Origin of the sequence: Prochlorococcus sp. MIT 0604 (genome assembly GCF_000757845.1) — a bacterium.
In the GTDB taxonomy this organism is placed as follows: Bacteria; Cyanobacteriota; Cyanobacteriia; order PCC-6307; family Cyanobiaceae; genus Prochlorococcus_A.
In genome coordinates this window covers 832,497-858,471 of sequence record NZ_CP007753.1, presented here as the reverse complement: position 1 = coordinate 858,471, position 25,975 = coordinate 832,497, and the positions used below count along the sequence as shown (strand labels likewise).

Sequence of the window (25,975 nt, the reverse complement as noted above, 5' to 3'; positions counted from 1 at the left end):
TTTTATTGATTATTTAATTATATCTAAACGACTAGTACATAGATTTGAATCATTTAAATTTGTTTAAATATTTATCTTCAAATAAATATGTTTTTGAATATAAATATTTAGACAGGAGGGTTTTTTTTATTTCATATGAATTTATTATTAGATAAAATAAAAAACTTTGGATAGATCATTTAATTACATAATTTCGCCTGAGATATCTGAGTTTAGAAGATTTTCACCAAAATTAAAAATAGGTGTACTTGCTTCTGGGGAAGGAACCAACTTTCAGGAATTAATTAATCTCACAGAAAAAGGAGAATTAGATATAGATATAAAAATTCTAATTACTAACAAAGAAGAAGCCGGTTGTATAAAAAGAGCTCAAAGGAAGAAAATACCTCACAAAATAATAAGAGGAAAAGACTTTCTGCAAAAAGAAGCTTTTGAATTAGAAATTGTAAATACTTTAATTCATTACGATGTTGAACTTGTTGTTATGGCAGGCTGGATGAAAATTTTTACTCCATTTTTTATTAATAAATTTAAGAATAAGATAATAAATATTCACCCCTCATTACTTCCAGCATATAAAGGTGGTTCTGCGATAAAAGACTCTTTATTAAATGGTTCAAAAATTACTGGCTGTTCAGTACATTTTGTAGAAGAGGAGGTAGATAGTGGATCATTAATAATGCAAGCTGCATTGTCAATTAGAGATGATGATGATATTGAATCACTTTCCAAAAGGATACAAATGCTTGAGCATAAAATTTTACCTCACTCAATCTCTCAAGCTGGTTTTTTGATAAGAAGTAATTTTATGGAAAATTATTAGTTAAATCAAGACCTTCATCCATTGAAATTCCACTCATAATGTTTAAATTTTGAATTGCTTGCCCAGTCTGACCTTTTAACAAATTATCAATTGCAGATAAAATAATAATCCTGCCATTTCGAATATCAACTTTAACAGAAAGGAAAATTTGGTTTGTATTTTTAACCCATTTTGTTGAAGGGTATGTACCTACAGGTAATACTTTAATATTTTTGAAATTTCTGTAATAATTATCCAAAAGTATTCTGCAATCATCAGAAGTTAATCCTGGATCTCTTAATCTCCCATATATAGTAGAATGCATACCTCTTGAAATTGGAACCAAATGAGGTGTAAAAAGCACTTCAATTTTATTTCCAGAAATTATAGATGCTACTTGCTCGATCTCCGAGGTATGTCTATGATTTATCAATCCATATGCTGACAAGCCTTCACCACATTCTGATAAGAGTAGCTTTTGGTTTGGTTCTCGACCTCCTCCAGAAGTTCCGCTTTTAGAATCAATCACTATTCCTTCATTTTCAATAATTCCTTGAGAAAGATAAGGAACTAATGGAATAAGAGCAGATGTTGGGTAGCATCCTGGACAGGCAATTAATCTTCCTTTTGAAATGGCTTCCTTATTTATTTCAGGAAGACCATAGACTGCCTCTTTACATAAATCATCATCATTCCTTTTATAAATAGCAGCTTCTTTGGAATATACATTATTCCATTCATCTAAAGACTTATATCTGTAATCAGCAGATAAATCAATAACTTTAAGTCCTCGATCTAATAATTTTCTTGTTAACGTTGAGGAAAGGCCATTTGGTAAGCAAAGCAAAGCAACATCTGCATTTTTTGAAATATTATCTACGGAAATTTCTTCTATATAAGGATCATTATCTAGATAAATAAAAGGAAAATTATCATTCCACTTTGATCCAGATGTTTTATTACCTCCTAAAAATGAAATTTTGTATTTTTTAATTTTCTTTAGAAGATTTACCGCTTGAATACCGCCGTAACCAGTAGCACCTACTATTGCAACATTCATTTCTTTGAATTGGCAGACTTTGAGATAGGATTATAAAGTGTTGAATTTAAGGTAACTAAAACACTATTTTTCTATATTGATAGGAATAATGAAAGAAACAAGTCCCAAATCAAATAATGGAACAATTTTGGATATAAATGAATCTTTTAAAATTGATTTTGATCCTATTAGCGATGCGTTGGCAGCTATAAGAAATGGTGAATGCATAATTGTTGTAGATGATGAACGAAGAGAAAATGAAGGAGATTTAATTTGCGCGGCTCAGTTTGCAACTCCACAGCAAATTAATTTTATGGCTACTGAGGGACGTGGTCTTATATGCCTAGCAATGCAAGGTGAGAAACTTGATTCATTAGATTTACCATTAATGGTAGACAGAAATACAGATGAAAATCAAACAGCTTTTACAGTATCAATTGATGCTGGACCTGAACATAATGTTACTACCGGAATTTCCGCTGAAGACAGGGCAAAGACAATACAAGTTGCTATAAACCCAAATACAAAACCTGATGATTTAAGGAGGCCAGGACATATTTTTCCATTAAGAGCAAAAAAAGGTGGAGTATTAAAAAGGGCAGGTCATACCGAAGCGGCAGTAGATATAGCCTCAATGTCTGGTCTTTATCCCGCTGGAGTGATTTGTGAAATACAAAATCCTGACGGTTCTATGTCAAGACTTCCTCAACTTAAAGAGTATGCAAAACAGTGGGGAATGAAATTAATATCAATAGCTGATTTAATAAGTTATCGGTTTCAAACTGAGAGATTTGTATTTAGAAAATCTGATGCTATTCTTCCAAGTATTTTTGGTAATTTCAAAGCTTATGGATATGTTAATGAACTAGATGGTTCAGAGCACGTTGCATTAGTTAAACAAAAATCATCGAAATTAAGTGAACCTGTACTAGTAAGAATGCATTCAGAGTGCTTAACTGGGGATGCTTTTGGATCATTACGTTGTGATTGTAGACCTCAGTTAGAGGCTGCTTTATCAAGAATAGAAAAGGAGGAAGAAGGAGTTGTTGTTTACTTGAGACAAGAAGGCAGAGGTATTGGTCTAATAAATAAATTAAAAGCTTACAGTTTACAAGATGGTGGATTAGACACTGTAGAAGCTAATGAAAAATTAGGTTTTCCAGCTGATCTCAGAAATTATGGAGTTGGAGCACAAATTTTGACTGATTTAGGTATAAAAAAATTAAAATTACTAACCAACAATCCTAGAAAGATTGCCGGACTAGGTGGCTATGGAATAGAAGTTATTGAGAGAGTTCCTTTAGTTATTTGTCCAAACGATAATAATGCAGAATATTTGAGTGTTAAAAAAACAAAGTTAGGCCACATGATTGATGATGATAATTCTAATTCCAGTAATATTGATCCATTTATATCAATTTTTCTTGACGGAAAATATAAATCTATTGATTTAGTTCCAATAAAAAATAAAGTTATTAAATTCTGTAGTGAACAAAACATTAATATTAAACTTGAAAGTAGTCCAAGATTATTGGCGTTTTGGAACCGACCAAAATTAGTATGGAGAATTTTACATGATCAGAATAGAACCAATTCCAATATTAATGATGAGGAAATAAAGAATATAGAATTATTTATTCAGTTTTTATCCACATATGAAAATAGTACAAAGATTGGAATTATTGTTTCTAGAAATATTGAACAAGCATTACACCCAAAAAGTAGTATCAAACTAATAAATACTAAATTCACTATTAATAATGAAATCTTATATTCTTCTACAAGAAAATTTAATCTAGATAAAGAGACATTCAGTATTGTTTTTGAAGGCTAAATTACTACTTTAGAGTTGCCTTAATAATTTTTGAACCGTTAGTGAGTTTTAGCACAACATCCATATCATCTGTCTTACCAAAAACAGTATGAACTCCATCTAGATGAGGCTGTGGTTCATAAACTATAAAAAACTGACTACCACCTGTATCCTTTCCTGCATGAGCCATAGAAAGAGAACCTTTTATATGTTTATTGGAATTAATTTCACATTTAATATTATATCCAGGTCCTCCTGTTCCTGGCATACCAGATGCCCCATCACGAGTATTAGGACATCCGCCCTGAGCCATAAATCCTGGAATAACTCTGTGAAATGCTAGACCATCATAAAAACCATCACTAATCAACTTCGTGAAGTTTTTAACTGTATTAGGTGCGTCATCAGAGAAAAATTCAATATTAATGTTCCCAACTTCTGTCTCAAATAATGCAGTTGTCATGTTTTATTGGTTTAATAATTAACTTATATATTAATAGCTAAAGCAACTTTTCAAGGTTTTCCTTAATGGTATTAATATCAAATTTATCTTTATTATTATTTTTGTCCTCCTCCCAATTCTCAACTTCTAGGTTTTTCTGGGGTGGTGAAATCAGTAACCTATCTTCAGCGGTTTTAGGTACAAAATTTTTTTCTACTAATTTGCTTTCATAATCCAATTTATTGCAGAAATCTTTTATTTCCTCCATGTTGATCATTTCAACTGTTGGCAAAGGAAAATCTTGAGCTTCTAGTAGACCACAATATCTTATTGCATCATCCTTATCTTCAAACATAAGAACAATAGTCCTTCCTTTAAGCTCTATTGAATGAATTCCTTCCTTATCTGTTCCTGAATTGTATAAAAGAACAAATATATTCATAAGTATCAAATTTTTCTATCATTATAATATTTTTTAAGAATCAGAAAGTGATAATTCTTGTAATCTTGTATACAAAGCAATTTCTTCATCATTAATATCGGCAGGTATCACTACCAAGATTTCAACATATTGATCGCCTACATTATCTTCAAAGGTTAAACCCCTACCCTTCAAGCGTAGCATTCTTCCCGTAGATGATTTTGGTGGCACCTGAAGTGTGACATTTCCATCAAGGGTTGGAACCTCTACTGCACAGCCAAGAAGAGCATCATGAGGAAATAACTCTAATTTATAAAGAACTCTTAAACCATCAATTCTTAGACCACTTTCCGTTTGAACTTTTAACTGTAGATAATGATCTTTACCTCCTCTTGCAATATTTTCAAGTCTTAATCGCCATCCATCTCCAGCGAAAGGAGGTGTATCAACTTCTACAACTGTTTCATCTTCAAGCTCTATTAAAATTGAAGCTCCATTTAAGGCCTCATATGGAGTTAATTCAATTATTGTTTCAATATCTTGGTCGAGCTTAACTGGAGGTGGCTCATCTGGAGAGGTTGTAGGGTATTCATAATTATTGAATTCATCGTTATCTATATTTATGGGCTCATCCTCAAATGATTCATTATCATATTTGTCGTAATTCTTTGCGGTGTATTCATATCCAAATAATGAATCAAGATACTCTTGAAAATCAGGAAAACCTGTCTTGAAATTAATATTTTCGTAATCATCTTGATTATTTTCATCTGAACTCTTATTTCTTTTCTTGGGATCTCGAAGACATTCGTATGCTTCATTAATTAATTTAAATCTTTCTTCTGCATTAAGATCATTTTTATTTAAATCTGGGTGCCATTTTCTTGCTTCTCTTCGAAAGGCCTTTTTAAGTTCTTTATCGTCAAAATCAGGGGATAAACCCAAAATCGACAAATAGTCTTTTTTAGAGGAAATAGTCATTGTCCCATGGATCATCATCCCTAGAGTTACCATACCTCGAATTTCTATAATTTCTATTCATTTGATTATCCCAAGGATCATCATCCCAATAGTCATCTGAAAACAATTCGTCCTTTAACGATCCAAATGTATTTTTAATACCCTGTAATGGATTATTATCAGTTTTTCTTTCTGCAGCAAATTTTCTGTTTAAACCAAATAATGCTTCTTGAAGAGAACTTACTGAAATTTCTAATTCTTGAGGATCATCATCATCTATATAGTCTTCAACATCTTGAATTGCTAATTCAACAGCTCTTTGTTGTCTTTCGGCTCCATAAGGTCCAAATTCTAAAGAAGCATCCCTAAGTCTCCTCTCAGCTTGTGCAATAAGAGTTAAAGCACTATTTTTTCTATCAATGACAGATCTTATCTTTTTGTCTTCATTAGCTTTTGATTTGGCTTCTTCAATAATCGATTTAATTTCTTGTTCATTTAAATTAGAACCTCCAGAAATTGAAACTGTTTGCTTTCTTCCAGTTGTTCTATCAGTTGCGCTTACTTCTAAAAGACCATTAGCGTCAATATCAAAAGCTACCTGAACTTGCGGGATTCCTCTAGGAGCTGGAGGTATCCCTGATAATCTAAATTTTCCAAGTGATTTATTTTCAGAGGCTAAAGGCCTTTCACCCTGCCTTACCTGAACGACAACCGAAGATTGATTCGCTTCTGAAGTACTAAAAACATCAGATTGTCTAACTGGTATTGGTGTATTACGAGGGATTAGTACCTTCATAAGACCACCAATTGTTTCTAAACCTAATGAAAGAGGTGTAACATCATTTAGCAGTAAATCTTGTAAATCACCACTAATTATTCCGGATTGTATCGCAGCACCAATTGCAACTACTTCATCTGGATTAACGGATTGACAAGGATCATTAGGAACAAGAGTCTTAACTAATTGTTGAACCATTGGAATTCTTGTACTACCTCCGACAAGAACTACCTCATCTATATCTTCTGCGTTCCATCGAGAGTCTTCTAATGCTAATTGCACAGGCTCTAATAATCTATCTAATAGATCTTGAGATAATGATTCAAATGTTTTTCTATCTAAGATCTCTTCAATATGTAATGGCCCCTCTTTGCTTGTGGTGATAAAAGGTAAAGATATTTTTGTTTTTTGTAATCCTGATAATTCACATTTAGCTTTTTCGGCAGCCTCAGTTAATCTCTGTAATGCTTGTCTATCCCTTCTTAGATCGATTTCATGTTTAGCAAGAAATTTTTCAGCAAGCCAATCTACTATTTTTGAGTCAAAATTGTTACCTCCTAGTTGGGTATCTCCACATGTGGCTTTAACATCAAATACACCATTAGAAATTTTTAATAATGAAACATCAAATGTACCTCCCCCTAAATCAAAAACTAAAACATTATTAGAAGAACTTTTTTCAAATCCATAAGCAAGAGCAGCTGCAGTAGGCTCGTTTAGAATTCTATCTACTTTGATACCAGCCAATATTGCAGAATCCTTTGTAGCTTGCCTTTGAGATTCATTGAAATAAGCAGGGACTGTAATAACAGCAGACTCTACCGTATCCCCAAGATATGTTTCAGCGTCATTTATTAATTTTCTAATTAATGAGCTGACTAATTCTTCTGGAGCATACTCTCTTTCTGTATTTGGACTAAGGACCCTAACACTTCCGCTATTATTTGCTTTTACATTATAAGGAACAGAAATACTTGTATCATCTAATTCGTCCCAGTCGCTACCGATAAATCTTTTTAAGTTATAAAAAGTATTCTTTGGGTTTAATACAAGTTGTCTTCTGGCTTGGTCTCCTATTACTATTTCTTTGTCTTTTGTAAATCCAACTATTGAAGGTGTAGTTCTAGATCCTTCAGAATTTGCAATAACAATTGGACGACCAGCTTCTATAACTCCAACAACGGAGTTAGTAGTACCTAAATCAATTCCAACTATTTGCCCCATGATTTTAGATCGCTAAATTAAAGCAAAATTCACTAAAAAGTTAATTAATTTATATCTTAGATATCTACATATAATAGTAAAAATCGAATATTTTCAACTTTATTTAAATAAATAAGATTATTTATAACTTCTCAAAAGGATTACTATCTATTTTAAAAATCCTTTAATTACAAAATTGTTGATGTAATTAACTAAAATAAACTAATATAAAACGGAGAGAGAGGGATTCGAACCCTCGATAAAGTTGCCCCTATACAGCATTTCCAGTGCTGCGCCTTCAACCACTCGGCCACCTCTCCCGAGATAACCATTTTAACCCTTTATCATCCCATTTTTGAGGAAAGTTATTTGAAAAAGACTTTCACAGTCACGATTAAAAATAAGGATACCGGAAAGGTTTACCAAGAGCAGGTTAATAGTGATGAGTACATACTTAAGGAATTTGAAAAAAAAGGATTCAAACTTGCATTTTCATGTAGAAATGGTTGCTGCACAAGTTGTGCAGTTAAAATAAAATCGGGTACTTTAGAACAACCTGAAGCCATGGGTGTATCTCAAGCCTTAAAAGACAAAGGTTACGCACTGCTTTGTGTCGCTAAAGCCACTTCAGATCTCGAAGTGGAAACAACCTATGAAGATGAAGTTTATGATTTACAATTTGGACAATATTTTGGGAGGGGAAATACAAGAGTTGCTCCGCCCTGGGAATTTGAGGAAGATTAATTATCATGTTTGAATTGAGTGAAATAGAGGAACTTGCAAATCAAGTAAACCTATCCAGTTTGTATGAAATAGCCAAAAACTCCGCTCAAATTGGTAATGAAATTCTAAAAATCAATTACAATAAAATTCAGAAAATATCATCTAAAGGTAGAAAGGGTGATCTTGTAACGAATGTAGATTTGGAAGTTGAAAATAAAATAAAAGAATATTTATTAGATGAGACTCCAAACATATCTATTAATGCAGAGGAATCGGGGAAATTAAACAAATCATCGGATTTAACATGGTGTATAGACCCACTTGATGGTACAACAAATTATTCCCATGGATATCCTTTTTTTGGAACTTCTATTGGTCTTGTATATAAGAATAAGCCAATTATAGGGGCTATATCAGTTCCTTATCTAAATGAACTATATTCAGCCATTATTGGTTTAGGATCATTCTGCAATGATAGTGAGATTAAAGTATCGAGTCCTTCCAGTCTTTCTGATAGTCTACTTGTAACAGGTTTCTCTTATGACAGATTTGAGACTGAGGATAATAATTATGCCGAATTTTGTTATTTAACACATAAAACTAGAGGAGTTAGAAGAGGAGGAGCGGCAGCAGTTGATCTAGCATTTGTTGCGGCAGGTAAGGTTGATGGGTACTGGGAAAGAGGCTTGGAGGTATGGGACTTAGCTGCCGGTGCTATTATTGTTAAAGAGGCTGGTGGTATTATTTCTGATTATCCATCAGGCGAATTTAATTTAAGTTCTGGAAGAATCCTAGCTTGTTCTCCCAGCCTTGAGAATGAATTAAAAATTGAACTAGATAAAGTTTCTCCATTTAAAAAAAATTTTTATACTTAAAATTTGTTAAATATCAAAATGACAGATATAAAAGAAATTAAATTAGTCGATGTAAAAAACAACTCTAATATCATAAATAATTTAAATAGTATTTATAAACTGTGGGGCTATGAAGAAGTTTCACCCTCATTTATTAATACTTTAGAGACGATAAAAGGCAGAGGCGTTATTGACGAAAACCAGGTTGTGGGAATAGTAAGTAATAATTCATTATGTCTTAGGCCAGAAATGACAACATCTATTGTTAAATTGTCATCTACTAGGTTAATAAATAAGAAAAGACCTATAAGATTATTTACTAATGGAATGGTCTTTGATAAAAAACAAAATAATAAAAATTCATTTAAGTTACAAGAAAAACTGCAGAGCGGAATTGAATTAATTGGATATGATACAAAATACCCAGAAATTGAAGTAATAAATATATTGTTTGATGCAATCGATAATATTAATTTGAAAGATGGTTGTAATTTATTTCTACTAGTAAGCACCACAAAAATAATGGATTTAATATTGAATAAATACAAAAATAATCATTTTGAAGAAATCAAGAAATGTCTGGTAAATTTTGATCAAGATAATTTATGTAAATTAGAAATTAATGAAGATGATAAATATATTCTGAAAGATCTCTTATTCACGAGAGGGGATCCAATTGCAATATTAAAAAAATTGAAAAGTACATATGGCACTAGTAAAACATTAGATGACTTAAATTTTTTATTTAAAACATTATCAAAAATATCAAATAAATATGGAGTTAAATTACAACTTGATCCCACCTTTCAACCTCACTTGAATTTGTATGAAGGAATAGTTTTTCAATTAATAGGGGATGATGGTAAAAATAAAAGCGTAATAGCAAAAGGAGGAAGATATGATGAATTAGTGAGATTCTTTAGTCCTAATGAGAAAATCTTAAATGGGATTGGATTTACAATTTCTATTGACATTTTAAGAAATTTAATTAAAGAAGAAAAAAAAGATAATAAAAAGATTTTATTAATGTTTAAAGATTCTTATATGTTAGAAAAAGGTATGAATGAACAAAAAAAACAACAAAAAAGAGGAAATATTGCTGTTTTATATTTAAATCCATGTGATGACTTGGTTAAAGCAAATCAAATAATGAAAGAAAATAATTGTAGTGAGATTTTTTGGGTTAAATAAAATCTTTTAAAAGTATATTTAAGTTTTTAAATTTATATATTGTTCGGACAATACTCCTAATTAAACTTGATTAACTAGTTTTTTGGAAATAGTATTTAATATATTTGATTTTTTTAAATGGAAAAAGGCGAAATTCGTATTAATACCGAAAATATATTTCCAATTATCAAGAAGGCAGTATATTCTGACCATGAAATCTTTTTAAGAGAACTTGTTAGTAACAGTGTTGACGCAATAAGTAAAAGAAGAATGGCCTCTATGGCAGGGGACTGCGAAAATACTGAAGAAGCTCAAGTAAAAATATCTATTGATCGTGAAAAAAATACTCTAACTATTTCTGATAATGGAATTGGAATGAACGATGAAGAAATTAAGAAGTACATAAACCAAGTAGCATTTTCTAGCGCAGAAGAATTTCTAACAAAATACAAAAAAGATAACGATGAATTTATAGGTCATTTTGGACTTGGTTTTTATTCGAGTTTCATGGTGGCGGATAGAGTTGATATATTAACTAAATCAGCAATTGGAGAATCAAAAGCTTTTAAATGGTCTTGTGATGGATCGCCAAATTTCACGTTACAGGAGTCAGAAAGGGAGACAATTGGTACAGATGTGATACTGCACCTACTTGACGAAGAAAAAGAGTTTATAGAGCCTGAAAGGATTAAATCATTAATAAAAAAATATTGTGATTTTATGCCAATAGATGTCTTATTAGAAGGTGAGACAATTAATAAGAAAAATCCTCCTTGGAGAAAACAACCTAGTGAATTAAAAGATGAAGATTATATTGAGTTGTATAAGTATCTCTATCCTTTTCAGGGAGATCCACTGTTATGGATTCATCTAAATACTGATTATCCGTATGACATACAAGGGATATTGTATTTCCCTAAGTTGTCTGGTAGAGCTGATTGGGAAAAAGGAGAGATTAAACTATTTTGTAATCAAGTATTCGTAAGTGATTCAATTAAAGAGATTGTCCCAAAATATCTTTTACCTCTAAGAGGAGTAATTGACTCTACAGATATACCGCTAAATGTTAGTAGAAGCGCATTACAAACAGATAGAAAAGTAAGATCTATATCATCATTTATTTCAAAAAAAATCGCAAATAAATTGAAGGATTTGATAAAAAATTCTCCAGAATTTTATGCAGAAATTTGGGATTCTATCTCTGCTTTTATTAAAATTGGTGCAATCGAAGATGAAAAATTTGCTGATTTAGTAGATAAAAGTATAATTTTTGAAACGATCATAAATTCGGAAATAGACGTAACTAAAGATATTGAAAATAAATCACTTATTAAATCCAATGAAAAATATTTCACAACTTTGGCAAATTACAAAGAACGAAATAATATAACTGAATCTAAAAAAATAATATACTGTTCAGATTCGATTGCTCAGTCAAGCGCATTAAACATCTGCTTATCAAATAACAAAGAAGTTATTAAATCAGATCCCTTAATTGATGCTCAATTTCTTCCTTGGTTAGAAAGTAAAAACCAAGATTATCAGTTCCAAAGAGTTGATTCAGAAATAAATGAGCTAGAAGAAAATGAATCTAAAGAAATTGTAGATAAAGATGGAAAATCAAATACAGAAAATCTTAGAGATACCATTGTAAAAGCACTTAACAATGAGAAAGTAACAGTTAAAGTTCAGTCACTTTCAAGTAAAGGCGCACCACCTGCGATGATCTTGCTTCCAGAGCAAATGAGAAGAATTAATGATATGGGTGCTTACATGGAACAAAGGATGCCTAGCTTACCAGAATACCATGTGCTTTTAATTAACAAGGAACATCCTCTTATTATTGGTCTTAATAAAATCACAAGCAATAAAATAATTATTGATAAAAAAGACCCTATAGAAAATCCTCTGGCATCTAAAATTGCAAATCATGTTTACGATATGGCTAAACTATCTGTTGGTGGATTAGATCAAGAACAGATTATTAATTTACAAAATAATAACGCTGAATTAATTTCAGAATTGCTTAATTCAACAAATTGAGTCGTGTGTTAAAATTTTTAAAGATATAACTCAAAAAACATGTCAAGAGTTTGCGAATTGACTGGAGCAAAAGCTAATAATGGGATGGCTGTAAGCCACTCACATATTCGTACAAAAAAATTACAACAAGTTAATCTCCAAAAAAGAAGACTTTGGTGGGAAGAAGGCAAAAAATGGGTAAATATAAAAATTAGTACCAAAGCACTAAAATCTGTACAAAAAGTGGGATTAGATAAATTTGCTAAATCAAATGGAGTTGATTTAAAAAAATTCTAAATTTGATGAGAAATTTAGTTGTAAGTTTTTTAATACCATTCGTTCTTATATTTAATTGTAATTCAGCAATAGCTTTTGACTTTGCTCCTGAAGTAGGAGATTTGGCTCCTAACTTTCACTTAGAAGGATTTAATAAAAACATAAAATCAAAAAAAATATGGGAATTAAATGATTTTCAGGGTAAGTGGCTTGTTTTGTATTTTTATCCAAAGGATTTTACTGCAGGTTGCACTATCGAAGCTAAAGGTTTTTCTGAATTAAAAAAAGATTTTTTAAAATATAATGCCGAAATTGTTGGCATTAGTGCTGATAATCAAGATTCTCATGAAAGTTTCTGCAGCGAGAAATCCATAAACTACACTTTATTATCTGATCCTGATGGAATTATTAGCGATAAATATGGTTCTTGGATTCCTCCATTTTCAGATAGAAATACTTTTTTGATTTCTCCAGAAGGGGAAATTTCTTATAGATGGATAAGTGTTTTACCTATAAATCATTCCAAGGAAGTACTTAATGTACTAAAGAAAAAAATATAAACTTTGCACGAACTATCATTTGGAACTTGGTTGATTCATATCTCTTCAGTCACTGAATGGATTTTTTCTATCTTTGTCATCTACAAAATATCAACATATAAAAAATATAATTTATTTTTTTGGTTAAGTTTAGCTATGGTCCCAAACTTAATAGGAGCTATGTGCGCTATTACTTGGCATATCTATGATAATCAAGATGCATTGTATGGATTAGTAACGCTTCAAGGGATATTTACATTTATTGGAAATTCAACATTAGCTCTTGCATCATTCACTATTTATAAAGAGAAGGAGACTTATGAATGATTTATTTATAAAACTTATAGAAAAATTAGCTTCAATTGACAATACAGCTTTGTTCGCAGCATCTATATTTCCATATGGAATCTTTTTGTTCTACTTACATAAAATTAAATCTGTTAATATATTAGTAAAAACAGGTTATTCCTTAACAGTTTTATTTGTTTTTATAACAATAATAGTTTCTATATACACATTAAGTTACTTTGATAAAACCCTTGTTGAGGTTGACTTCTTGCATGGTTTAGCAGAATCTTTCTTAACCCTAAGCGATTTTGTAATTTTGTTAGGCTTCATAAAGATTTTAAATAACTTAGAAGTAAACAACTCTTAAGACCTTTTACAATTTTGTGTTTTTTATGTAAAAGTGTTAGAGAATATATGAAAATAACGATTTTTTATGATTACCACATTATTTGCAGCTGCTTCTGCTCCAGCAACATTCGAATGGTCACCTAAGTGTGCCGTTGTTATGATTGCATGTAATGTTTTTGCTTATGCAATTGCTAGAGCAACTATCAGAAAACCTAATGAAGGGTTTGAAATACCTAATTCAAAATTCTATGGTGGTTTAAGTCACGCATCAGTTGTAGGTGCTAATTGCCTAGGTCATATTTTCGGAATTGGTGCAATCTTAGGATTAGCCTCACGTGGTGTTTTATAAAAATTTATTTATTATATTTTTAATTATTTAAATTAAATTTCTTAACAATTTTATCTGCCATCTGACCAGGCATAAGTCCTAACTTTTCTTTACTCTGGTCAGGTGATGCATGATCAACTAAAACATCGGGTATACCTATTCTGTATACAGGGATATTTATTTCATTATCGTTAAGTAATTCAACTATTGCAGAACCAAATCCACCTATTAAGGTTCCTTCTTCCATAGTTACCACTTTTTGAATCCTACTTGCTAAAGGCATAATAAGATTTTTATCTAGAGGCTTCACAAATCTTGCATTTACAATACATGAATTAATGTTCATATTTTTTAGAATCTTTGCTGTTTCAATAGCTGATGCGACCATTGATCCATAAGCAATAATTAAAATATCTTCTCCTTCTTCAATTATTTCAGCTTCGCCTATATTCAAAGGTTCCCAACCCTCATCCATTACAGCTACCCCTAATCCAGAACCTCTTGGTATTCTTAGAGCTGTAGGGCCATTATGGTTAATTGAAGTTATTAACATTCTTTGTAATTCAGATTCATCCTTTGGAGCCATCAATACAAAATTAGGTATAGATCTCATATAACTGATATCGTATTGACCTTGGTGAGTAGGACCATCAGCGCCAACTATTCCAGCCCTATCAAGTACGAATGATACAGGTAAATTTTGGATACCAACATCATGAATTAATTGATCGAATGCTCGTTGAAGAAAAGTACTATAAATAGCTACAACAGGTTTGAGACCATCGCAGGACATGCCTGCCGCAAGAGTAACTGCATGTTGTTCTGCTATTCCTACATCGATATATTGTTCTGGAATATTTTTTTGCAATATATCTAAACCAGTCCCTGTAGCCATTGCTGCCGTAATACCAACAACTTTGCTATCTTGTTCACATATTTTCAATAAGGTTTGACCAAAAATTTTACTATAACTAACCGGTTTAGGTTTCTTAGATGGAATAGATTTCCCTGTTGTTAGATCAAATGCTGACTGTGCATGATATCCAACCTGATCAGCTTCTGCATAAGGATATCCCTTACCTTTTGTTGTGACAACATGAACGAGTACAGGTTTTTTAAGTTTGTGAGCAGCATTAAAAGTATTAACTAAATTTCCAATGTCATGTCCATCAATTGGACCCATATATGTAAATCCAAGTTCTTCAAAAACAGCTCCAACCTTAGGCACTGATAGTCGTCTAACGCTTCCTTTAATATTTTTAAGTTCTTCTGGAATATCCTTACCAATTAATGGAATATTTTTTACACTTTCTTGAACACTATCGGACAAAAATTGCAATGGTGGACTAACTCTTACTTTATTTAAGTAAGAAGAAAGGGCTCCAACTGGAGGTGAAATAGACATATCATTATCGTTTAACACTACAACTAAAGGAGTATTTGGTAAGTGGCCTGCATGATTTATAGCTTCTAATGCCATTCCTCCAGTTAATGCTCCATCTCCAATAACAGCTACACATTTATAATTTTCACCTTTTCTATCTCTTGCTATTGCCATTCCTAAAGCAGCAGAAATAGAAGTACTTGCATGACCTGCACCAAAATGATCAAATTTACTTTCACTTCTTTTGAGATATCCCGCTACTCCATTTTGTTGTCTAAGAGAATCAAATTGACTAAAACGTCCTGTTATTAACTTATGAGGATAACCTTGATGTCCTACATCCCAAACAACTTTATCGAAATCAAGATCAAGAGTTTGATATAAAGCTAATGTAAGCTCAACAACACCTAATCCAGGACCAAGATGTCCGCCACTAGTAGAAACTACTTGAAGATGTCTTTCTCTAATTTGACAGGCAATTTCCTCTAATTGTGAAACAGTTAAGCCATGAAGTTGATTTGGATGACATAACTCACTTAAAAGCATTTAACAAAAATTGGTATCTATATAATCTAAAACGTGAAGGTGCAAAATGAGTATTTTTTTTGAAATAGATCATGTAATGTTTTATTAGATTAATAATTAATGCTAAAAATATATATATGAATGATTATTTTGAAAAAATACTTCAAGCTGAAGTCTATGAAGTAGCTAAAAAAACACCACTAGAGAAAGCACATAATTTAAGTAATATACTTAATAATGAAGTTTTTCTAAAAAGAGAGGATCTTCAAGATGTATTTTCATTCAAAATAAGAGGGGCATACAACAAGATGAGTAAGCTCAGTAAATCTCAGCTTACTCAGGGAGTAATTACTTCAAGTGCTGGCAATCATGCTCAAGGAGTTGCACTTAGTGCTCTCAAATTAAATTGCCAAGCAACCATATTAATGCCAATTACAACACCTTTAGTAAAAGTTAATGCAGTAAAAAATTTAAAAGCAAAAGTTATATTATTTGGTGATAATTATGATGAAACATATCAAGAGGCAATAAGGATTAGCCATGAAAGAAATTTATGTTTTATTCATCCTTTTGATGATCCAGAGGTAATAGCCGGACAAGGAACTATAGCTATTGAACTTGAACAGCAACTCCCGGAAAAACCTTATGCAATTTATATTGCAGTTGGTGGTGGTGGATTGATATCAGGAATCTCTTTATATATTAAAAAAATATGGCCTGAAGTAAAAATAATTGGCGTAGAACCTGAAGATGCAGACGCTATGACAAAATCCTTGGAAGAAGAAAAAATTGTGGAATTATCATCTGTTGGTCAATTTGCAGATGGAGTGGCGGTTAAAAAAATTGGTAAAAATACATTTGATATTGGTAGAAAATTTATAGATAAGATGATTAGGGTTAATACTGACGAAATATGTGCTGCTATAAAAGATGTTTTTGAGGATACTAGGTCAATATTAGAACCCGCAGGTGCCTTATCAATCGCAGGAATGAAAAAAGACATTCTAAATTCGAATTATTCAAATAGAAAAATGGTTGCGATTGCATGTGGTGCAAATATGAATTTTGAGAGGCTTAGATTTGTAGCAGAAAGAGCAGAACTTGGAGAGTGTAAAGAAGTAATGATGGCTGTTGAAATTCCTGAGCGTGCTGGTAGTCTAATTGATTTTTGTAAGTTACTTGATAATAGAAATTTAACTGAATTTAGCTATAGGATGTCGAATTCTAATAATGCACAGATTTTTGTTGGAGTTCAAGTCTATGGGTTAAACGATAAAAAAAATCTATTAAATGTATTTAGAAATTCAAAGTACTCATTTATTGATATAAGTGATGATGAATTATCTAAAAATCATCTCAGACATATGGTAGGTGGAAGATTACCAAGGAATTTTAAAGAGATGGATTATAGAAACTTTGTTGAGCTTTTATACAGATTTGAGTTTCCTGAAAGGCCCGGCGCATTAATAAACTTTTTAAATAATATGAAATCTAATTGGTCTATAAGCGTTTTTCACTACAGGAATTATGGTGCTGATGTAGGGAAAATTGTTATTGGAGTTTTAATCCATAAAAATGAGATTTCAGAGTGGAATAAATTTGTAAGAATTCTAGGCTATAAATTCTGGGATGAAACTCAAAACGATACATATAAATTATTCCTTGGTGCATCAGATTAAATCTAAGGTAAATTAGGAAAGATTTCTGTAATTAAAATCAATCAATCTGATCTAAATACCATGCCAATATCTGATATAGATCTAGTTACTAAAGTTGAAGCTGTTCTATATTTGAAAGGCAGACCAATATCAAAAAAGGATCTTTCAGAAATTACCAATTCTGATATCAACTCAATAAATGATGCAATTAAAGATCTAAAAAATAAATACTCTAATCCCAATTCAGCTATTGAATTAAATGCAGTTAATAACAGTTTTTCTCTCGAACTAAAATCTAGTCTTAATGAATTCGTCGATGATTTACTTCCTTCTGAATTGAAAACATCCGAACTAAGGACATTGGCAACTATTGCGATCAAAAAAAAGATCCTGCAATCGGATCTTATACTTCTTCGAGGTTCAGGAGCTTATGATCATATTAAAGAATTACTAGAAAAGAAATTTATTGTCAAACGGAAGCAAAAAGACGGCAGATCATATTGGTTATCACTATCAGAAAAGTTTTTTCAAACTTTTGCTGTAAGTAATGAATATCTCTCAAATATAGGAAGCAGCAATAATAAGTAAATGTTAGGATATATTAAATTACGACAAGATAATGTTATCTGAGATTTTTGCTGTTCTGGGCCAAACCTTATCAATTTATTCTTTCATATTGATAATAAGAATTTTACTTACATGGTTTCCAGGTATTGATTGGAGTAACGGTGTTTTATCTGCATTAACTTCCATAACAGATCCTTATTTAAACATTTTTAGAGGTATTATCCCTCCAATAGGTGGATTTGATATATCATCTTTATTAGCTTTTTTACTTTTAAATGTTATTCAAAATTTAATTACAAATCTCCAGTATGCCAGCTTAGGTTATAGCTGAATTTATCTATCATCTCCAGAACCTCTTATCTTCCCTTTAGCAGCTCTTAATTTTAGTTTTTCAAGGTTTTGTACTGCAACATCCTCTAAATTGAAATTTAATTCTGTACAAAGATTTGATACATACCACAAAACATCTCCCAACTCTTTTTTAATACCTAATTTTGATTCGTTATCAAATATACCATTTTTATCTCTTATAACTTTTTTCACTTTTTCTGCTACCTCACCGGCCTCTCCAACCAAACCAAGAGTTGGATAAATATTATTTGAACCTAAATCTGGATATTGTGCTGTTTCTCTAGCTTTTTTCTGATAAGTTTTAAAATCCATGACTTAAATAACTAACTTTGGGTATGGTAAATTTATTTATATCTAGCAATATTATCTATATATGTCGAATATTGATTTAAAAAGAAGAACAAAAATAGTAGCAACTATTGGCCCTGCGACTCAATCTGAAGAGATAATTACAGATTTAATTAAAGCTGGAGTAACAACATTCAGATTAAATTTCTCACATGGAGATCATAAAGATCATGCTGAGAGAATAAAAACCATAAGGGAAGTATCAAAAAAGTTAGATATAGATATAGGAATATTGCAGGATCTTCAAGGACCTAAAATACGATTAGGACGCTTTAAAGAAGGTCCAGTAAAAGTTAAAAAAGGCGATAAATTCACACTGACATCAAATGAAGTCGAATGTACAAATACTATTGCTAATGTAACCTACGACAACCTTTCTCAAGAAGTTAGCGAAGGGAAAAGAATTCTTTTAGATGATGGAAAAATAGAAATGCTTGTAGAAAAAGTTGATATAAAAAATAATAATTTGGAGTGTATTGTAACTGTAGGAGGGGTTCTTTCAAACAATAAGGGTGTTAATTTTCCAGATGTTCAATTATCAGTAAAAGCATTAACAGAAAAAGATAAAGAGGATTTAAAATTCGGTTTATCTGAAGGAGTTGATTGGATAGCACTAAGTTTCGTAAGAAATCCATCAGATATAAATGAGATAAAAGATTTAATAAACAAAAATGGGCATTCAACTCCTGTAGTTGCAAAAATTGAAAAATTTGAAGCAATTGATCAGATAGATACAGTATTACCCTTATGTGATGGGGTTATGGTTGCAAGAGGTGATTTGGGAGTAGAAATGCCTGCTGAAGAAGTTCCACTTTTACAAAAGGAACTAATAAGAAAAGCTAATTCACTAGGAATCCCAATAATTACAGCGACTCAAATGCTTGATTCTATGGCCTCTAACCCAAGACCAACTAGGGCCGAAGTTAGTGATGTTGCAAATGCAATTCTGGATGGTACAGATGCTGTAATGCTTTCAAACGAAACTGCAGTTGGCGATTATCCTGTAGAGGCAGTTGAAACGATGGCAACCATCGCAAGAAGAATTGAAAGGGATTATCCACTTAAGGCTATTGAAAGCCACTTACCCAGTACGATCCCAAATGCTATTAGTGCGGCAGTAAGTAACATAGCAAGACAACTTGATGCAGGAGCTATAATCCCTTTAACAAAATCAGGTTCTACAGCTCGAAATGTAAGTAAGTTCAGACCACCAACACCTATCTTGGCAACTACTACAGAGAGGAGTGTAGCGAGAAGATTACAACTTGTATGGGGAGTTACTCCAATAGTAGTTAAAAATGACGAAAGAACAGCAAAAACTTTTAGTTTAGCTATGCAAATAGCTCAGGAGATGGGAATCCTAAATCAAGGAGATTTAGTAGTTCAAACCGCAGGTACATTAACTGGAATTAGCGGCTCTACAGATTTAATAAAAGTTGGTTTAGTAAGAAAGATTGTATCAAGAGGAATTTCAATAGGGGAAATCGGTGTTACGGGTAAAGCAAGAATAATAAAAAATAATCTTGATATATCCTTAATTTGCCCAGGAGAAATATTATTTGTTCCTAAGGAATTAATGAAAAATATTCCACTGAGTAAAAATATTGCCGGTATTGTTACCGACCAAAATGTAAATGATGTTTATGCTTTGTTTAATAAAAATAATAAAAAGATTTCTACAATTTGTAATTTAGAAAATATGGATAATCATCAAATCAATAATGGCGACCTTATTACACTCCAGCTTAATGAAGGTGTTATATACATGGGACAAATTGAAGAAGATGATGATGCAATAGATAAATATAAATATGTCTAGGAATATCTCAATAAAAGAAGCCTTGGGCATGGCCACAAAAACATTAGTTTCGAACAAATTGAGAAGTTCGTTAACAATGCTGGGGATAATTATAGGAAATGCTTCAGTTATTACACTTGTTGGACTTGGTAGAGGTGCTCAAACATTAGCAAAAAACCAATTAAGTAATTTAGGTGCCAATGTTTTATTTATTGTTCCCGGAAATAATGACACAAGAAGAAGAGGTATTACATTTCCTAAAAACCTAGTTTTAGAAGATGCAGCAGCAATAAGTAATCAAGTACCCACAGTTAAAAAAGTAGCTCCTCAAATCTCTGCTAACGAAATAGTGCAATCAAATTCTAAAAGTTTAAATATTTCAATTGCTGGAGTTACTCCTGAATTTCTTGAAGTAAGAAGCTTTGAAGTAGATAAGGGAAGATTTTTATCAAAAAGTGATGTTAATAGTGCAAGAAGTTTTGTTGTAATAGGCCCTGATCTTAAAGACGAATTTTTCAAAGATAAATCATCATCACTTGGAAAAAAAATCAGAATTAAAGACCATACGTATGAAATTATCGGAATATTAAAACCAAAAGGTGCTGTATTTGGAAGTAATCAAGACAAAAATGCATATATACCATTAACAACAATGGTCAATAGGATTACAGGGAAAGACCCGACATATGGAGTAAGTTTAAGCTTCATTAGTGTTGAAGCGATAAATAAAAATGCAACTAGTGCCGCTAAATTTCAGATTACTAACTTATTAAGGCAAAGACATAAAATAATCAGAGATGATGACTTTGCGGTTAGATCACAAGAAGATGCATTGAATATAGTAACCAACATAACAAGTGGACTAACTTTTTTGCTGGCTGGTATTGGGGCAGTATCTTTAGTAGTTGGAGGGATAGGAATTATGAATATTATGCTCGTTTCTGTAAGCGAAAGGACTGAAGAGATTGGACTTAGAAAAGCAATAGGAGCTAAACAGTCAGATATATTAATTCAATTTTTAATTGAGGCATTGATTTTATCTACGATTGGAGGATTAATTGGAACAACAACGGGATTATCAGGTGTATTTCTTTTATCTCTGATAACACCACTTCCTGCATCAGTAGGAATTACAACTACTTTTTCCACAATGATAATTTCAGGATCAATAGGTTTAATCTTTGGCGTTCTGCCTGCAAAAAGAGCTTCTAAATTAGATCCAATTGTTGCATTGAGAAGTTTATAAATAGAGTTCATAATAATGCTCAATTTTTATAAATTAATTGAGATACTGGTGAGTCTTCAATCGCTAGTAATAACATCAATGTTACCTGTTTATATTCCACTACCTTTTATCTATAAATCTAGTAATAACATTGAATTGCCTATCACATGGCAAATACCAACCATAATTTTATTAACACTTATATTTCATAAAAGAATTGTTTTCAGAGCATTTTCTATATATATAATTTTGGGGTTATTTATATTTCCTGTCTTTCATCAAGGAGGCTCAATAGGCTATTTGCTCACTCCAAATTTTGGTTATTTATTAGGCTTATATCCCTTAATCAAAATAATTGATAATTTAAATACTAGAGATAAAATAAACTTTGGAAACTTTTTAAAAAATGGATTTATAGCAATTTGTGCTATGCACTTAACTGGAATATTTTACAACTTCATACAAATTATTTTCTACAGTAAATTTAATTTATTTTTATATAATTTAGGGAAATACTCATTAGGTAAGATTGGATATCATTTTTTAATGCTTTTTCCACTTTTATTACTTATTAAACCTATTGAACGTTTAAAATGTAGCAAATAATGATTAATAAATTACAAACAAAATTATATTTTTTATCTTTAAGTATTTTTATTGTTCTAATAGATCAATTTACGAAATATTTAATGTTGTATAATAAAGAATTATTTATTAATAAAGATTTTCTTTTATTCAAATTAGACTTTGTAAAAAATTATGGGGCAGCATTTAACATATTTAGTGGAAGTAGAATATTTTTATCAATAATAAGTATTTTTTTTTCAATATTACTTATTTATTTAATATTTAGGAAAAATACTTTAAACTCATTCGATCTATATTCTTATAGCTTTATTCTTGGAGGAACTATTGGTAATGGCATAGATAGAATAGATAGAGGTTTTGTGGTTGATTTTATAAATTTAAATATTATAAATTTTCCAGTATTTAATATTGCTGATATATCGATTAATATTGGTTTTATTTTTTTACTGTATAACATTTTTAAAAATAATCGATAAAATGAATTTCTTAAAATTAAAGTATATAAAATATATGGTATTAATATTATTTCTATATATTTTATTTTCGATATTTGTAAGAATAGTAAATATATATAACCTTTTATTTTTAATAATAATTATTTTTATATTTTATAATATTGATAAAAAATTATTTAAAAAAATAGTTTATAAAGTTATATATAAAAATAAAAAAAATACACATTTATTCAAAAATACATATGGTGCTGCCAAGATAAGTTTGGAAGGGGTCGAGAAAATTAATAAAAAAATTAACGATAAGGTAAAAGTTGAATTGTTAAACTACCAAAAAAATAAACTAGAGTCGCAATTAAAAACCGGAGATTATAAAGTTACTCTTTTTGGAGCTGGTTCTTCAGGAAAAACATCCATAGCAAGATCTTTATTGAAAAATATTGTCGGACAAACTTCACCTAAGATAGGTACAACGAAGCAAATTAATAGTTATAAAATTCGTATTCCAATCTTAAAAAGAAACATTAAAATAATTGACACTCCTGGATTATTCGAACCATCTAAATTAGGAGAAGAAAGAGAAAAAGCAACAATTATACAAGCATCAAATTCTGACTTAGTTCTTTTTGTTTTAGATCAGGACATAAATAAATACGAAAACTATTTAATTAAAGAATTATTAAATTTGAGAAAAAAAATAATAATAGTTATAAATAAATGTGATTTGAGATCTAGAGATGAAAATAACCTCATCAAAGAAAATATAATTTCTATAACTTCCGCTAGAAAAAATAAAATATCAGTTGTTCACACAATTGCAGTGCCTCAACAATCTCCGTATATAAAATCTGATACTTTAAATTTAGTTCCAGAGGTAGGAAGTTTATTTAGAGAAATAATTGAAACACTCGATAATAATGGTGAAGAGTTATTGGCTGATAATATTCTTTTTCGCTCAAATAAGTTAGGTATTAAAAGTAAAAATTTCGTGCAAGAACAAAGATATTTAATGTCAAATAAAGTTATTAATAAATATATGTGGATAACAGGAGGAGTGATACTAGTTAATCCACTACCAACTGTTGATTTCCTTACTACTACCTCAGTAAACCTTCAAATGATATTGGAATTATCCAAAATATATGAAATAAAGCTTACAAAAAAAGATGCAAAAGATTTAGCGACTTCATTGCTAAGCGCATTGACGAAACTAGGAATACTAAAAGGGGGACTCGCCATACTTTCTCCTGCTTTAGCTACAAGCTTGACTAAAATAATATTATCTAAATCTATACAATCAGTTACAGCAGGATGGTTAATAAGAATAGTAGGACTAAGTTTGATTGAATATTTTAAAAATGGGCAAGATTGGGGAGATGGAGGAATTCAAGAAGTAGTAGATAAGATCTATAAAATAAGTAAAAGAGAGGATATTTTGAAGAACTTTGTAAAAGAAGCTATTTCTAAAATTGAAATGCAAAAAAATTATAAATCAAATAAAAGTTTGCCTCCATTTACTATGTAAGATTGGATAATTGATCATTTAAATAAGTTCTAAAATCAAAAATAGTTATTAAGCTTAAATAAGCGATACAAATAGCTATAGAAATAAACCCTGTTACTATTGCAATAATTTTTGGTCTACCCATATTCATTAGTTAAGCATCTAAAAGTTTCAAAAGTTCCCTAATATGAGATTCTTTTGTATTGTAATTGCCCATGACAACCCGTAAAAAATATTTACCTTTAAATTTTGGTCTGGAAAGCATAAAATTATTTTTAATTAATTCATTAACTTTATTGTGAGTCCATGCATCAGAGTCTTTTGGCTCAAGTTTCTTTGGTAAGAATGAGACAATATGAAGAGGACCTGAATATATATCAAATTTATTTTTACTAATATTTTTTATAAAAAATTCTTTTCTTTTAATTGATGATTTTAATATATGTTCTATTCCATTTAGACCTAAAATACGTAATCCAAGCCATAGTTTTATAGCCTCTGCAGGTCTAGAACCTTGTATGCCTATTTCTCCTCTATTTATAATATTTTCTTTAGATGATATGTATGGTAATCCAGTATTAAAAGTATTTTCTAAAGTACTAATGTTTGAAACCAATAACAAAGATGAAGTCTTTGTAATGCCAATAATTTTTTGTGGATTTATCGTTATCGAATTAGCCTGATTAATATTATTTAGACCTTCTATTGGAATAGAAGTTATAGCAAAAATCCCTCCAATTGAACCATCAATATGTAACCATATGTTTCTTTGTTTACAGATTTCACTTATTTCTTTAATAGGATCAATTGCACCTCTTACTGTTGTGCCAAGGGTGGCAACAATAGCAAATATTTTTTTATTTTCTATTGAACATTCATCTAAAGACTTTATGAGATCGTTTATATCCATTCGACCTTGATTATCAGTTTTAATCGTGACAAGATTCTTAGTATCAAGACCCATTACTCTTATACATTTAACGAAGGAAGAATGAGCATCTTCACTAACAAGTAATACAGAATTAGGATTTGTACCTAATCCAGCATTATATCTTGCTGCAATAAGTGCATTCAGATTACTTAATGTACCTCCGCTAGCAGCTATACCTCCTGAGAAATCATTAAAACCTATTTTCTTGGCAAACCATTTACATAATGATTCCTCAAGCAAAGTTACACTTGGTGATAACTCGTAAGCCAGAAGATTATTATTTAAACCAGCAGCAATTAAATCTCCCAAAATAGAGAAAATTAAAGGTGGGGGGTCAAGGTGAGCTAATGAGCCAGGATGAACAGGATTAAACGAATTATTCAAAAGAGATTCAATCTCAAAAAACAAATCTTCTTCAGAATCACCATCATCCGAAGGCATAATACACCTGAAACTCTCATCAAAAGGTAAAGGACCATTTTTATTAGCTTTAGAGAACCAGTCACAAAGAGTTTGACTTGCTCTATTCAGAAGAGAAATCAATTTGTCATTAGTCCCTAAATCTGAGGGGAAATATATATCTTTATTATTAATTAAATCTTCAGCCATCAGATAAGATATCTATTAATAATTCTATT

The 25,975-nt window shown here is 30.8% G+C and carries 27 protein-coding genes and 1 tRNA gene; 19 read left to right on the top strand and 9 right to left on the bottom strand.

What is annotated here, in order from left to right; genetic code table 11:
* The first annotated feature begins 166 nt into the window (after window positions 1-166).
* Window positions 167-823: a phosphoribosylglycinamide formyltransferase gene (purN, locus tag EW14_RS04755; protein ID WP_042850365.1), complete on the top strand. Its 657-nt coding sequence runs from the start codon at window positions 167-169 to the stop codon at window positions 821-823.
* Here purN and argC read toward each other — a convergent pair.
* Window positions 807-1,862: an N-acetyl-gamma-glutamyl-phosphate reductase gene (gene argC / locus EW14_RS04750; RefSeq protein ID WP_042850364.1), complete on the bottom strand. Its 1,056-nt coding sequence runs from the start codon at window positions 1,860-1,862 to the stop codon at window positions 807-809. The genes purN and argC overlap by 17 nt on opposite strands.
* A gap of 88 nt (window positions 1,863-1,950) precedes the next feature.
* On the opposite strand from argC, the gene ribBA reads away from it, so the two are divergent.
* The gene (gene ribBA / locus EW14_RS04745; RefSeq protein WP_042850363.1) at window positions 1,951-3,675 is read left to right on the top strand and encodes a bifunctional 3,4-dihydroxy-2-butanone-4-phosphate synthase/GTP cyclohydrolase II; all 1,725 of its coding nucleotides are present in this window, start codon (window positions 1,951-1,953) and stop codon (window positions 3,673-3,675) included.
* 4 nt (window positions 3,676-3,679) lie between these two features.
* Here the strand turns inward: ribBA and EW14_RS04740 are convergent, their stop codons facing one another.
* The 5 genes from EW14_RS04740 to EW14_RS04720 all read right to left on the bottom strand — a co-directional run bounded on the left by EW14_RS04740 (window position 3,680) and on the right by EW14_RS04720 (window position 7,778).
* Window positions 3,680-4,117: a peptidylprolyl isomerase gene (locus EW14_RS04740; protein WP_042850362.1), complete on the bottom strand. Its 438-nt coding sequence runs from the start codon at window positions 4,115-4,117 to the stop codon at window positions 3,680-3,682.
* Window positions 4,118-4,154: 37 nt separating this feature from the next.
* Window positions 4,155-4,538 (bottom strand): DUF3110 domain-containing protein, encoded by a 384-nt coding sequence (locus tag EW14_RS04735; RefSeq protein WP_042850361.1) that lies wholly within the window; start codon window positions 4,536-4,538, stop codon window positions 4,155-4,157.
* 33 nt (window positions 4,539-4,571) lie between these two features.
* Complete coding sequence (locus EW14_RS04730; protein WP_042850360.1) at window positions 4,572-5,531, bottom strand: DnaJ domain-containing protein; 960 nt, start codon at window positions 5,529-5,531, stop codon at window positions 4,572-4,574.
* Window positions 5,482-7,479, bottom strand: coding sequence for a molecular chaperone DnaK (gene dnaK, locus EW14_RS04725; protein ID WP_042850358.1), 1,998 nt, complete (start codon window positions 7,477-7,479; stop codon window positions 5,482-5,484). Before dnaK ends, EW14_RS04730 begins: the two co-directional genes overlap by 50 nt.
* A gap of 212 nt (window positions 7,480-7,691) precedes the next feature.
* A tRNA-Ser gene (locus EW14_RS04720) sits at window positions 7,692-7,778 on the bottom strand.
* 49 nt (window positions 7,779-7,827) lie between these two features.
* Between EW14_RS04720 and EW14_RS04715 the strand changes: the two genes are divergently transcribed.
* From EW14_RS04715 to psaK, 9 genes are all read left to right on the top strand, one after another.
* Entirely contained in the window at window positions 7,828-8,202 is a 375-nt protein-coding gene (locus tag EW14_RS04715) for a 2Fe-2S iron-sulfur cluster-binding protein (protein ID WP_042850356.1), read from the top strand.
* Window positions 8,203-8,207: 5 nt separating this feature from the next.
* The gene (locus EW14_RS04710) at window positions 8,208-9,056 is read left to right on the top strand and encodes an inositol monophosphatase family protein (protein ID WP_042850355.1); all 849 of its coding nucleotides are present in this window, start codon (window positions 8,208-8,210) and stop codon (window positions 9,054-9,056) included.
* 18 nt (window positions 9,057-9,074) lie between these two features.
* A complete protein-coding gene (locus EW14_RS04705) occupies window positions 9,075-10,226 on the top strand; it encodes an ATP phosphoribosyltransferase regulatory subunit (RefSeq protein ID WP_042850354.1) in 1,152 nt (383 codons plus the stop codon).
* 117 nt (window positions 10,227-10,343) lie between these two features.
* The gene (gene htpG, locus EW14_RS04700) at window positions 10,344-12,248 is read left to right on the top strand and encodes a molecular chaperone HtpG (RefSeq protein ID WP_042850352.1); all 1,905 of its coding nucleotides are present in this window, start codon (window positions 10,344-10,346) and stop codon (window positions 12,246-12,248) included.
* Window positions 12,249-12,287: 39 nt separating this feature from the next.
* The gene (gene rpmB, locus EW14_RS04695) at window positions 12,288-12,524 is read left to right on the top strand and encodes a 50S ribosomal protein L28 (protein WP_011376452.1); all 237 of its coding nucleotides are present in this window, start codon (window positions 12,288-12,290) and stop codon (window positions 12,522-12,524) included.
* 5 nt (window positions 12,525-12,529) lie between these two features.
* The gene (locus EW14_RS04690) at window positions 12,530-13,063 is read left to right on the top strand and encodes a peroxiredoxin (RefSeq protein WP_042850351.1); all 534 of its coding nucleotides are present in this window, start codon (window positions 12,530-12,532) and stop codon (window positions 13,061-13,063) included.
* A 3-nt stretch (window positions 13,064-13,066) separates the two neighbouring features.
* Window positions 13,067-13,369 carry a DUF2499 domain-containing protein gene (locus EW14_RS04685; protein WP_042850350.1) on the top strand — a complete coding sequence of 101 codons (303 nt, stop codon included), beginning with the start codon at window positions 13,067-13,069 and terminating at the stop codon, window positions 13,367-13,369.
* A complete protein-coding gene (locus tag EW14_RS04680; RefSeq protein WP_042850349.1) occupies window positions 13,362-13,697 on the top strand; it encodes a DUF3593 domain-containing protein in 336 nt (111 codons plus the stop codon). The genes EW14_RS04685 and EW14_RS04680 overlap by 8 nt, the downstream gene beginning before the upstream one ends.
* A gap of 66 nt (window positions 13,698-13,763) precedes the next feature.
* Window positions 13,764-14,027: a photosystem I reaction center subunit PsaK gene (gene psaK, locus EW14_RS04675; protein WP_042850348.1), complete on the top strand. Its 264-nt coding sequence runs from the start codon at window positions 13,764-13,766 to the stop codon at window positions 14,025-14,027.
* A gap of 19 nt (window positions 14,028-14,046) precedes the next feature.
* Here the strand turns inward: psaK and dxs are convergent, their stop codons facing one another.
* Window positions 14,047-15,936 carry a 1-deoxy-D-xylulose-5-phosphate synthase gene (gene dxs, locus EW14_RS04670; RefSeq protein ID WP_042850347.1) on the bottom strand — a complete coding sequence of 630 codons (1,890 nt, stop codon included), beginning with the start codon at window positions 15,934-15,936 and terminating at the stop codon, window positions 14,047-14,049.
* 116 nt (window positions 15,937-16,052) lie between these two features.
* Between dxs and ilvA the strand changes: the two genes are divergently transcribed.
* The 3 genes from ilvA to EW14_RS04655 are packed head-to-tail and all read left to right on the top strand — an operon-like array spanning window position 16,053 to window position 18,471.
* Window positions 16,053-17,594, top strand: coding sequence for a threonine ammonia-lyase, biosynthetic (gene ilvA, locus EW14_RS04665; RefSeq protein ID WP_042850346.1), 1,542 nt, complete (start codon window positions 16,053-16,055; stop codon window positions 17,592-17,594).
* Between the two features lie 60 nt (window positions 17,595-17,654).
* Window positions 17,655-18,161, top strand: a complete 507-nt coding sequence (scpB, locus tag EW14_RS04660) for an SMC-Scp complex subunit ScpB (protein ID WP_042850344.1) — start codon at window positions 17,655-17,657, stop codon at window positions 18,159-18,161.
* A gap of 31 nt (window positions 18,162-18,192) precedes the next feature.
* Window positions 18,193-18,471 (top strand): YggT family protein, encoded by a 279-nt coding sequence (locus EW14_RS04655; protein WP_002807500.1) that lies wholly within the window; start codon window positions 18,193-18,195, stop codon window positions 18,469-18,471.
* 2 nt (window positions 18,472-18,473) lie between these two features.
* Here the strand turns inward: EW14_RS04655 and EW14_RS04650 are convergent, their stop codons facing one another.
* Window positions 18,474-18,803, bottom strand: coding sequence for a nucleoside triphosphate pyrophosphohydrolase family protein (locus EW14_RS04650; RefSeq protein WP_042850343.1), 330 nt, complete (start codon window positions 18,801-18,803; stop codon window positions 18,474-18,476).
* A gap of 61 nt (window positions 18,804-18,864) precedes the next feature.
* Here EW14_RS04650 and pyk point away from each other — a divergent pair, with 61 nt between their 5' ends.
* The 5 genes from pyk to EW14_RS04625 are packed head-to-tail and all read left to right on the top strand — an operon-like array spanning window position 18,865 to window position 24,427.
* Entirely contained in the window at window positions 18,865-20,658 is a 1,794-nt protein-coding gene (pyk, locus tag EW14_RS04645) for a pyruvate kinase (RefSeq protein WP_042850341.1), read from the top strand.
* Entirely contained in the window at window positions 20,651-21,883 is a 1,233-nt protein-coding gene (locus EW14_RS04640) for an ABC transporter permease (protein ID WP_042850339.1), read from the top strand. Before pyk ends, EW14_RS04640 begins: the two co-directional genes overlap by 8 nt.
* Before the next feature lie 48 nt (window positions 21,884-21,931).
* Window positions 21,932-22,468 (top strand): biotin transporter BioY, encoded by a 537-nt coding sequence (locus tag EW14_RS04635; RefSeq protein WP_225866648.1) that lies wholly within the window; start codon window positions 21,932-21,934, stop codon window positions 22,466-22,468.
* On the top strand, window positions 22,468-22,926 hold the full coding sequence (gene lspA / locus EW14_RS04630; RefSeq protein WP_042850337.1) for a signal peptidase II: 459 nt from the start codon (window positions 22,468-22,470) through the stop codon (window positions 22,924-22,926). The genes EW14_RS04635 and lspA overlap by 1 nt, the downstream gene beginning before the upstream one ends.
* A 1-nt stretch (window position 22,927) precedes the next feature.
* Window positions 22,928-24,427, top strand: coding sequence for a GTP-binding protein (locus EW14_RS04625; RefSeq protein ID WP_042851308.1), 1,500 nt, complete (start codon window positions 22,928-22,930; stop codon window positions 24,425-24,427).
* 133 nt (window positions 24,428-24,560) lie between these two features.
* Here EW14_RS04625 and EW14_RS04620 read toward each other — a convergent pair whose 3' ends face one another.
* Window positions 24,561-25,946, bottom strand: coding sequence for an aminotransferase class V-fold PLP-dependent enzyme (locus EW14_RS04620; protein WP_042850336.1), 1,386 nt, complete (start codon window positions 25,944-25,946; stop codon window positions 24,561-24,563).
* Between the last annotated feature and the right edge of the window lie 29 nt (window positions 25,947-25,975).

Bases quoted from the DNA above. Each gene is read 5' to 3' on its own strand.
- EW14_RS04620 (WP_042850336.1), bottom strand. From the start codon at position 25,946: ATGGCTGAAGATTTAATTAATAATAAAGATATATATTTCCCCTCAGAT.
- scpB (WP_042850344.1), top strand. From the start codon at position 17,655: ATGCCAATATCTGATATAGATCTAGTTACTAAAGTTGAAGCTGTTCTA.
- EW14_RS04710 (WP_042850355.1), top strand. From the start codon at position 8,208: ATGTTTGAATTGAGTGAAATAGAGGAACTTGCAAATCAAGTAAACCTA.
- EW14_RS04625 (WP_042851308.1), top strand. From the start codon at position 22,928: ATGAATTTCTTAAAATTAAAGTATATAAAATATATGGTATTAATATTA.
- dnaK (WP_042850358.1), bottom strand. From the start codon at position 7,479: ATGGGGCAAATAGTTGGAATTGATTTAGGTACTACTAACTCCGTTGTT.
- EW14_RS04735 (WP_042850361.1), bottom strand. From the start codon at position 4,538: ATGAATATATTTGTTCTTTTATACAATTCAGGAACAGATAAGGAAGGA.
- EW14_RS04690 (WP_042850351.1), top strand. From the start codon at position 12,530: ATGAGAAATTTAGTTGTAAGTTTTTTAATACCATTCGTTCTTATATTT.
- EW14_RS04730 (WP_042850360.1), bottom strand. From the start codon at position 5,531: ATGGTAACTCTAGGGATGATGATCCATGGGACAATGACTATTTCCTCT.
- pyk (WP_042850341.1), top strand. From the start codon at position 18,865: ATGTCGAATATTGATTTAAAAAGAAGAACAAAAATAGTAGCAACTATT.
- argC (WP_042850364.1), bottom strand. From the start codon at position 1,862: ATGAATGTTGCAATAGTAGGTGCTACTGGTTACGGCGGTATTCAAGCG.
- EW14_RS04650 (WP_042850343.1), bottom strand. From the start codon at position 18,803: ATGGATTTTAAAACTTATCAGAAAAAAGCTAGAGAAACAGCACAATAT.
- EW14_RS04640 (WP_042850339.1), top strand. From the start codon at position 20,651: ATGTCTAGGAATATCTCAATAAAAGAAGCCTTGGGCATGGCCACAAAA.
- ilvA (WP_042850346.1), top strand. From the start codon at position 16,053: ATGAATGATTATTTTGAAAAAATACTTCAAGCTGAAGTCTATGAAGTA.
- ribBA (WP_042850363.1), top strand. From the start codon at position 1,951: ATGAAAGAAACAAGTCCCAAATCAAATAATGGAACAATTTTGGATATA.
- lspA (WP_042850337.1), top strand. From the start codon at position 22,468: ATGATTAATAAATTACAAACAAAATTATATTTTTTATCTTTAAGTATT.
- rpmB (WP_011376452.1), top strand. From the start codon at position 12,288: ATGTCAAGAGTTTGCGAATTGACTGGAGCAAAAGCTAATAATGGGATG.
- EW14_RS04655 (WP_002807500.1), top strand. From the start codon at position 18,193: ATGTTATCTGAGATTTTTGCTGTTCTGGGCCAAACCTTATCAATTTAT.
- psaK (WP_042850348.1), top strand. From the start codon at position 13,764: ATGATTACCACATTATTTGCAGCTGCTTCTGCTCCAGCAACATTCGAA.
- EW14_RS04680 (WP_042850349.1), top strand. From the start codon at position 13,362: ATGAATGATTTATTTATAAAACTTATAGAAAAATTAGCTTCAATTGAC.
- dxs (WP_042850347.1), bottom strand. From the start codon at position 15,936: ATGCTTTTAAGTGAGTTATGTCATCCAAATCAACTTCATGGCTTAACT.
- htpG (WP_042850352.1), top strand. From the start codon at position 10,344: ATGGAAAAAGGCGAAATTCGTATTAATACCGAAAATATATTTCCAATT.
- EW14_RS04740 (WP_042850362.1), bottom strand. From the start codon at position 4,117: ATGACAACTGCATTATTTGAGACAGAAGTTGGGAACATTAATATTGAA.
- EW14_RS04705 (WP_042850354.1), top strand. From the start codon at position 9,075: ATGACAGATATAAAAGAAATTAAATTAGTCGATGTAAAAAACAACTCT.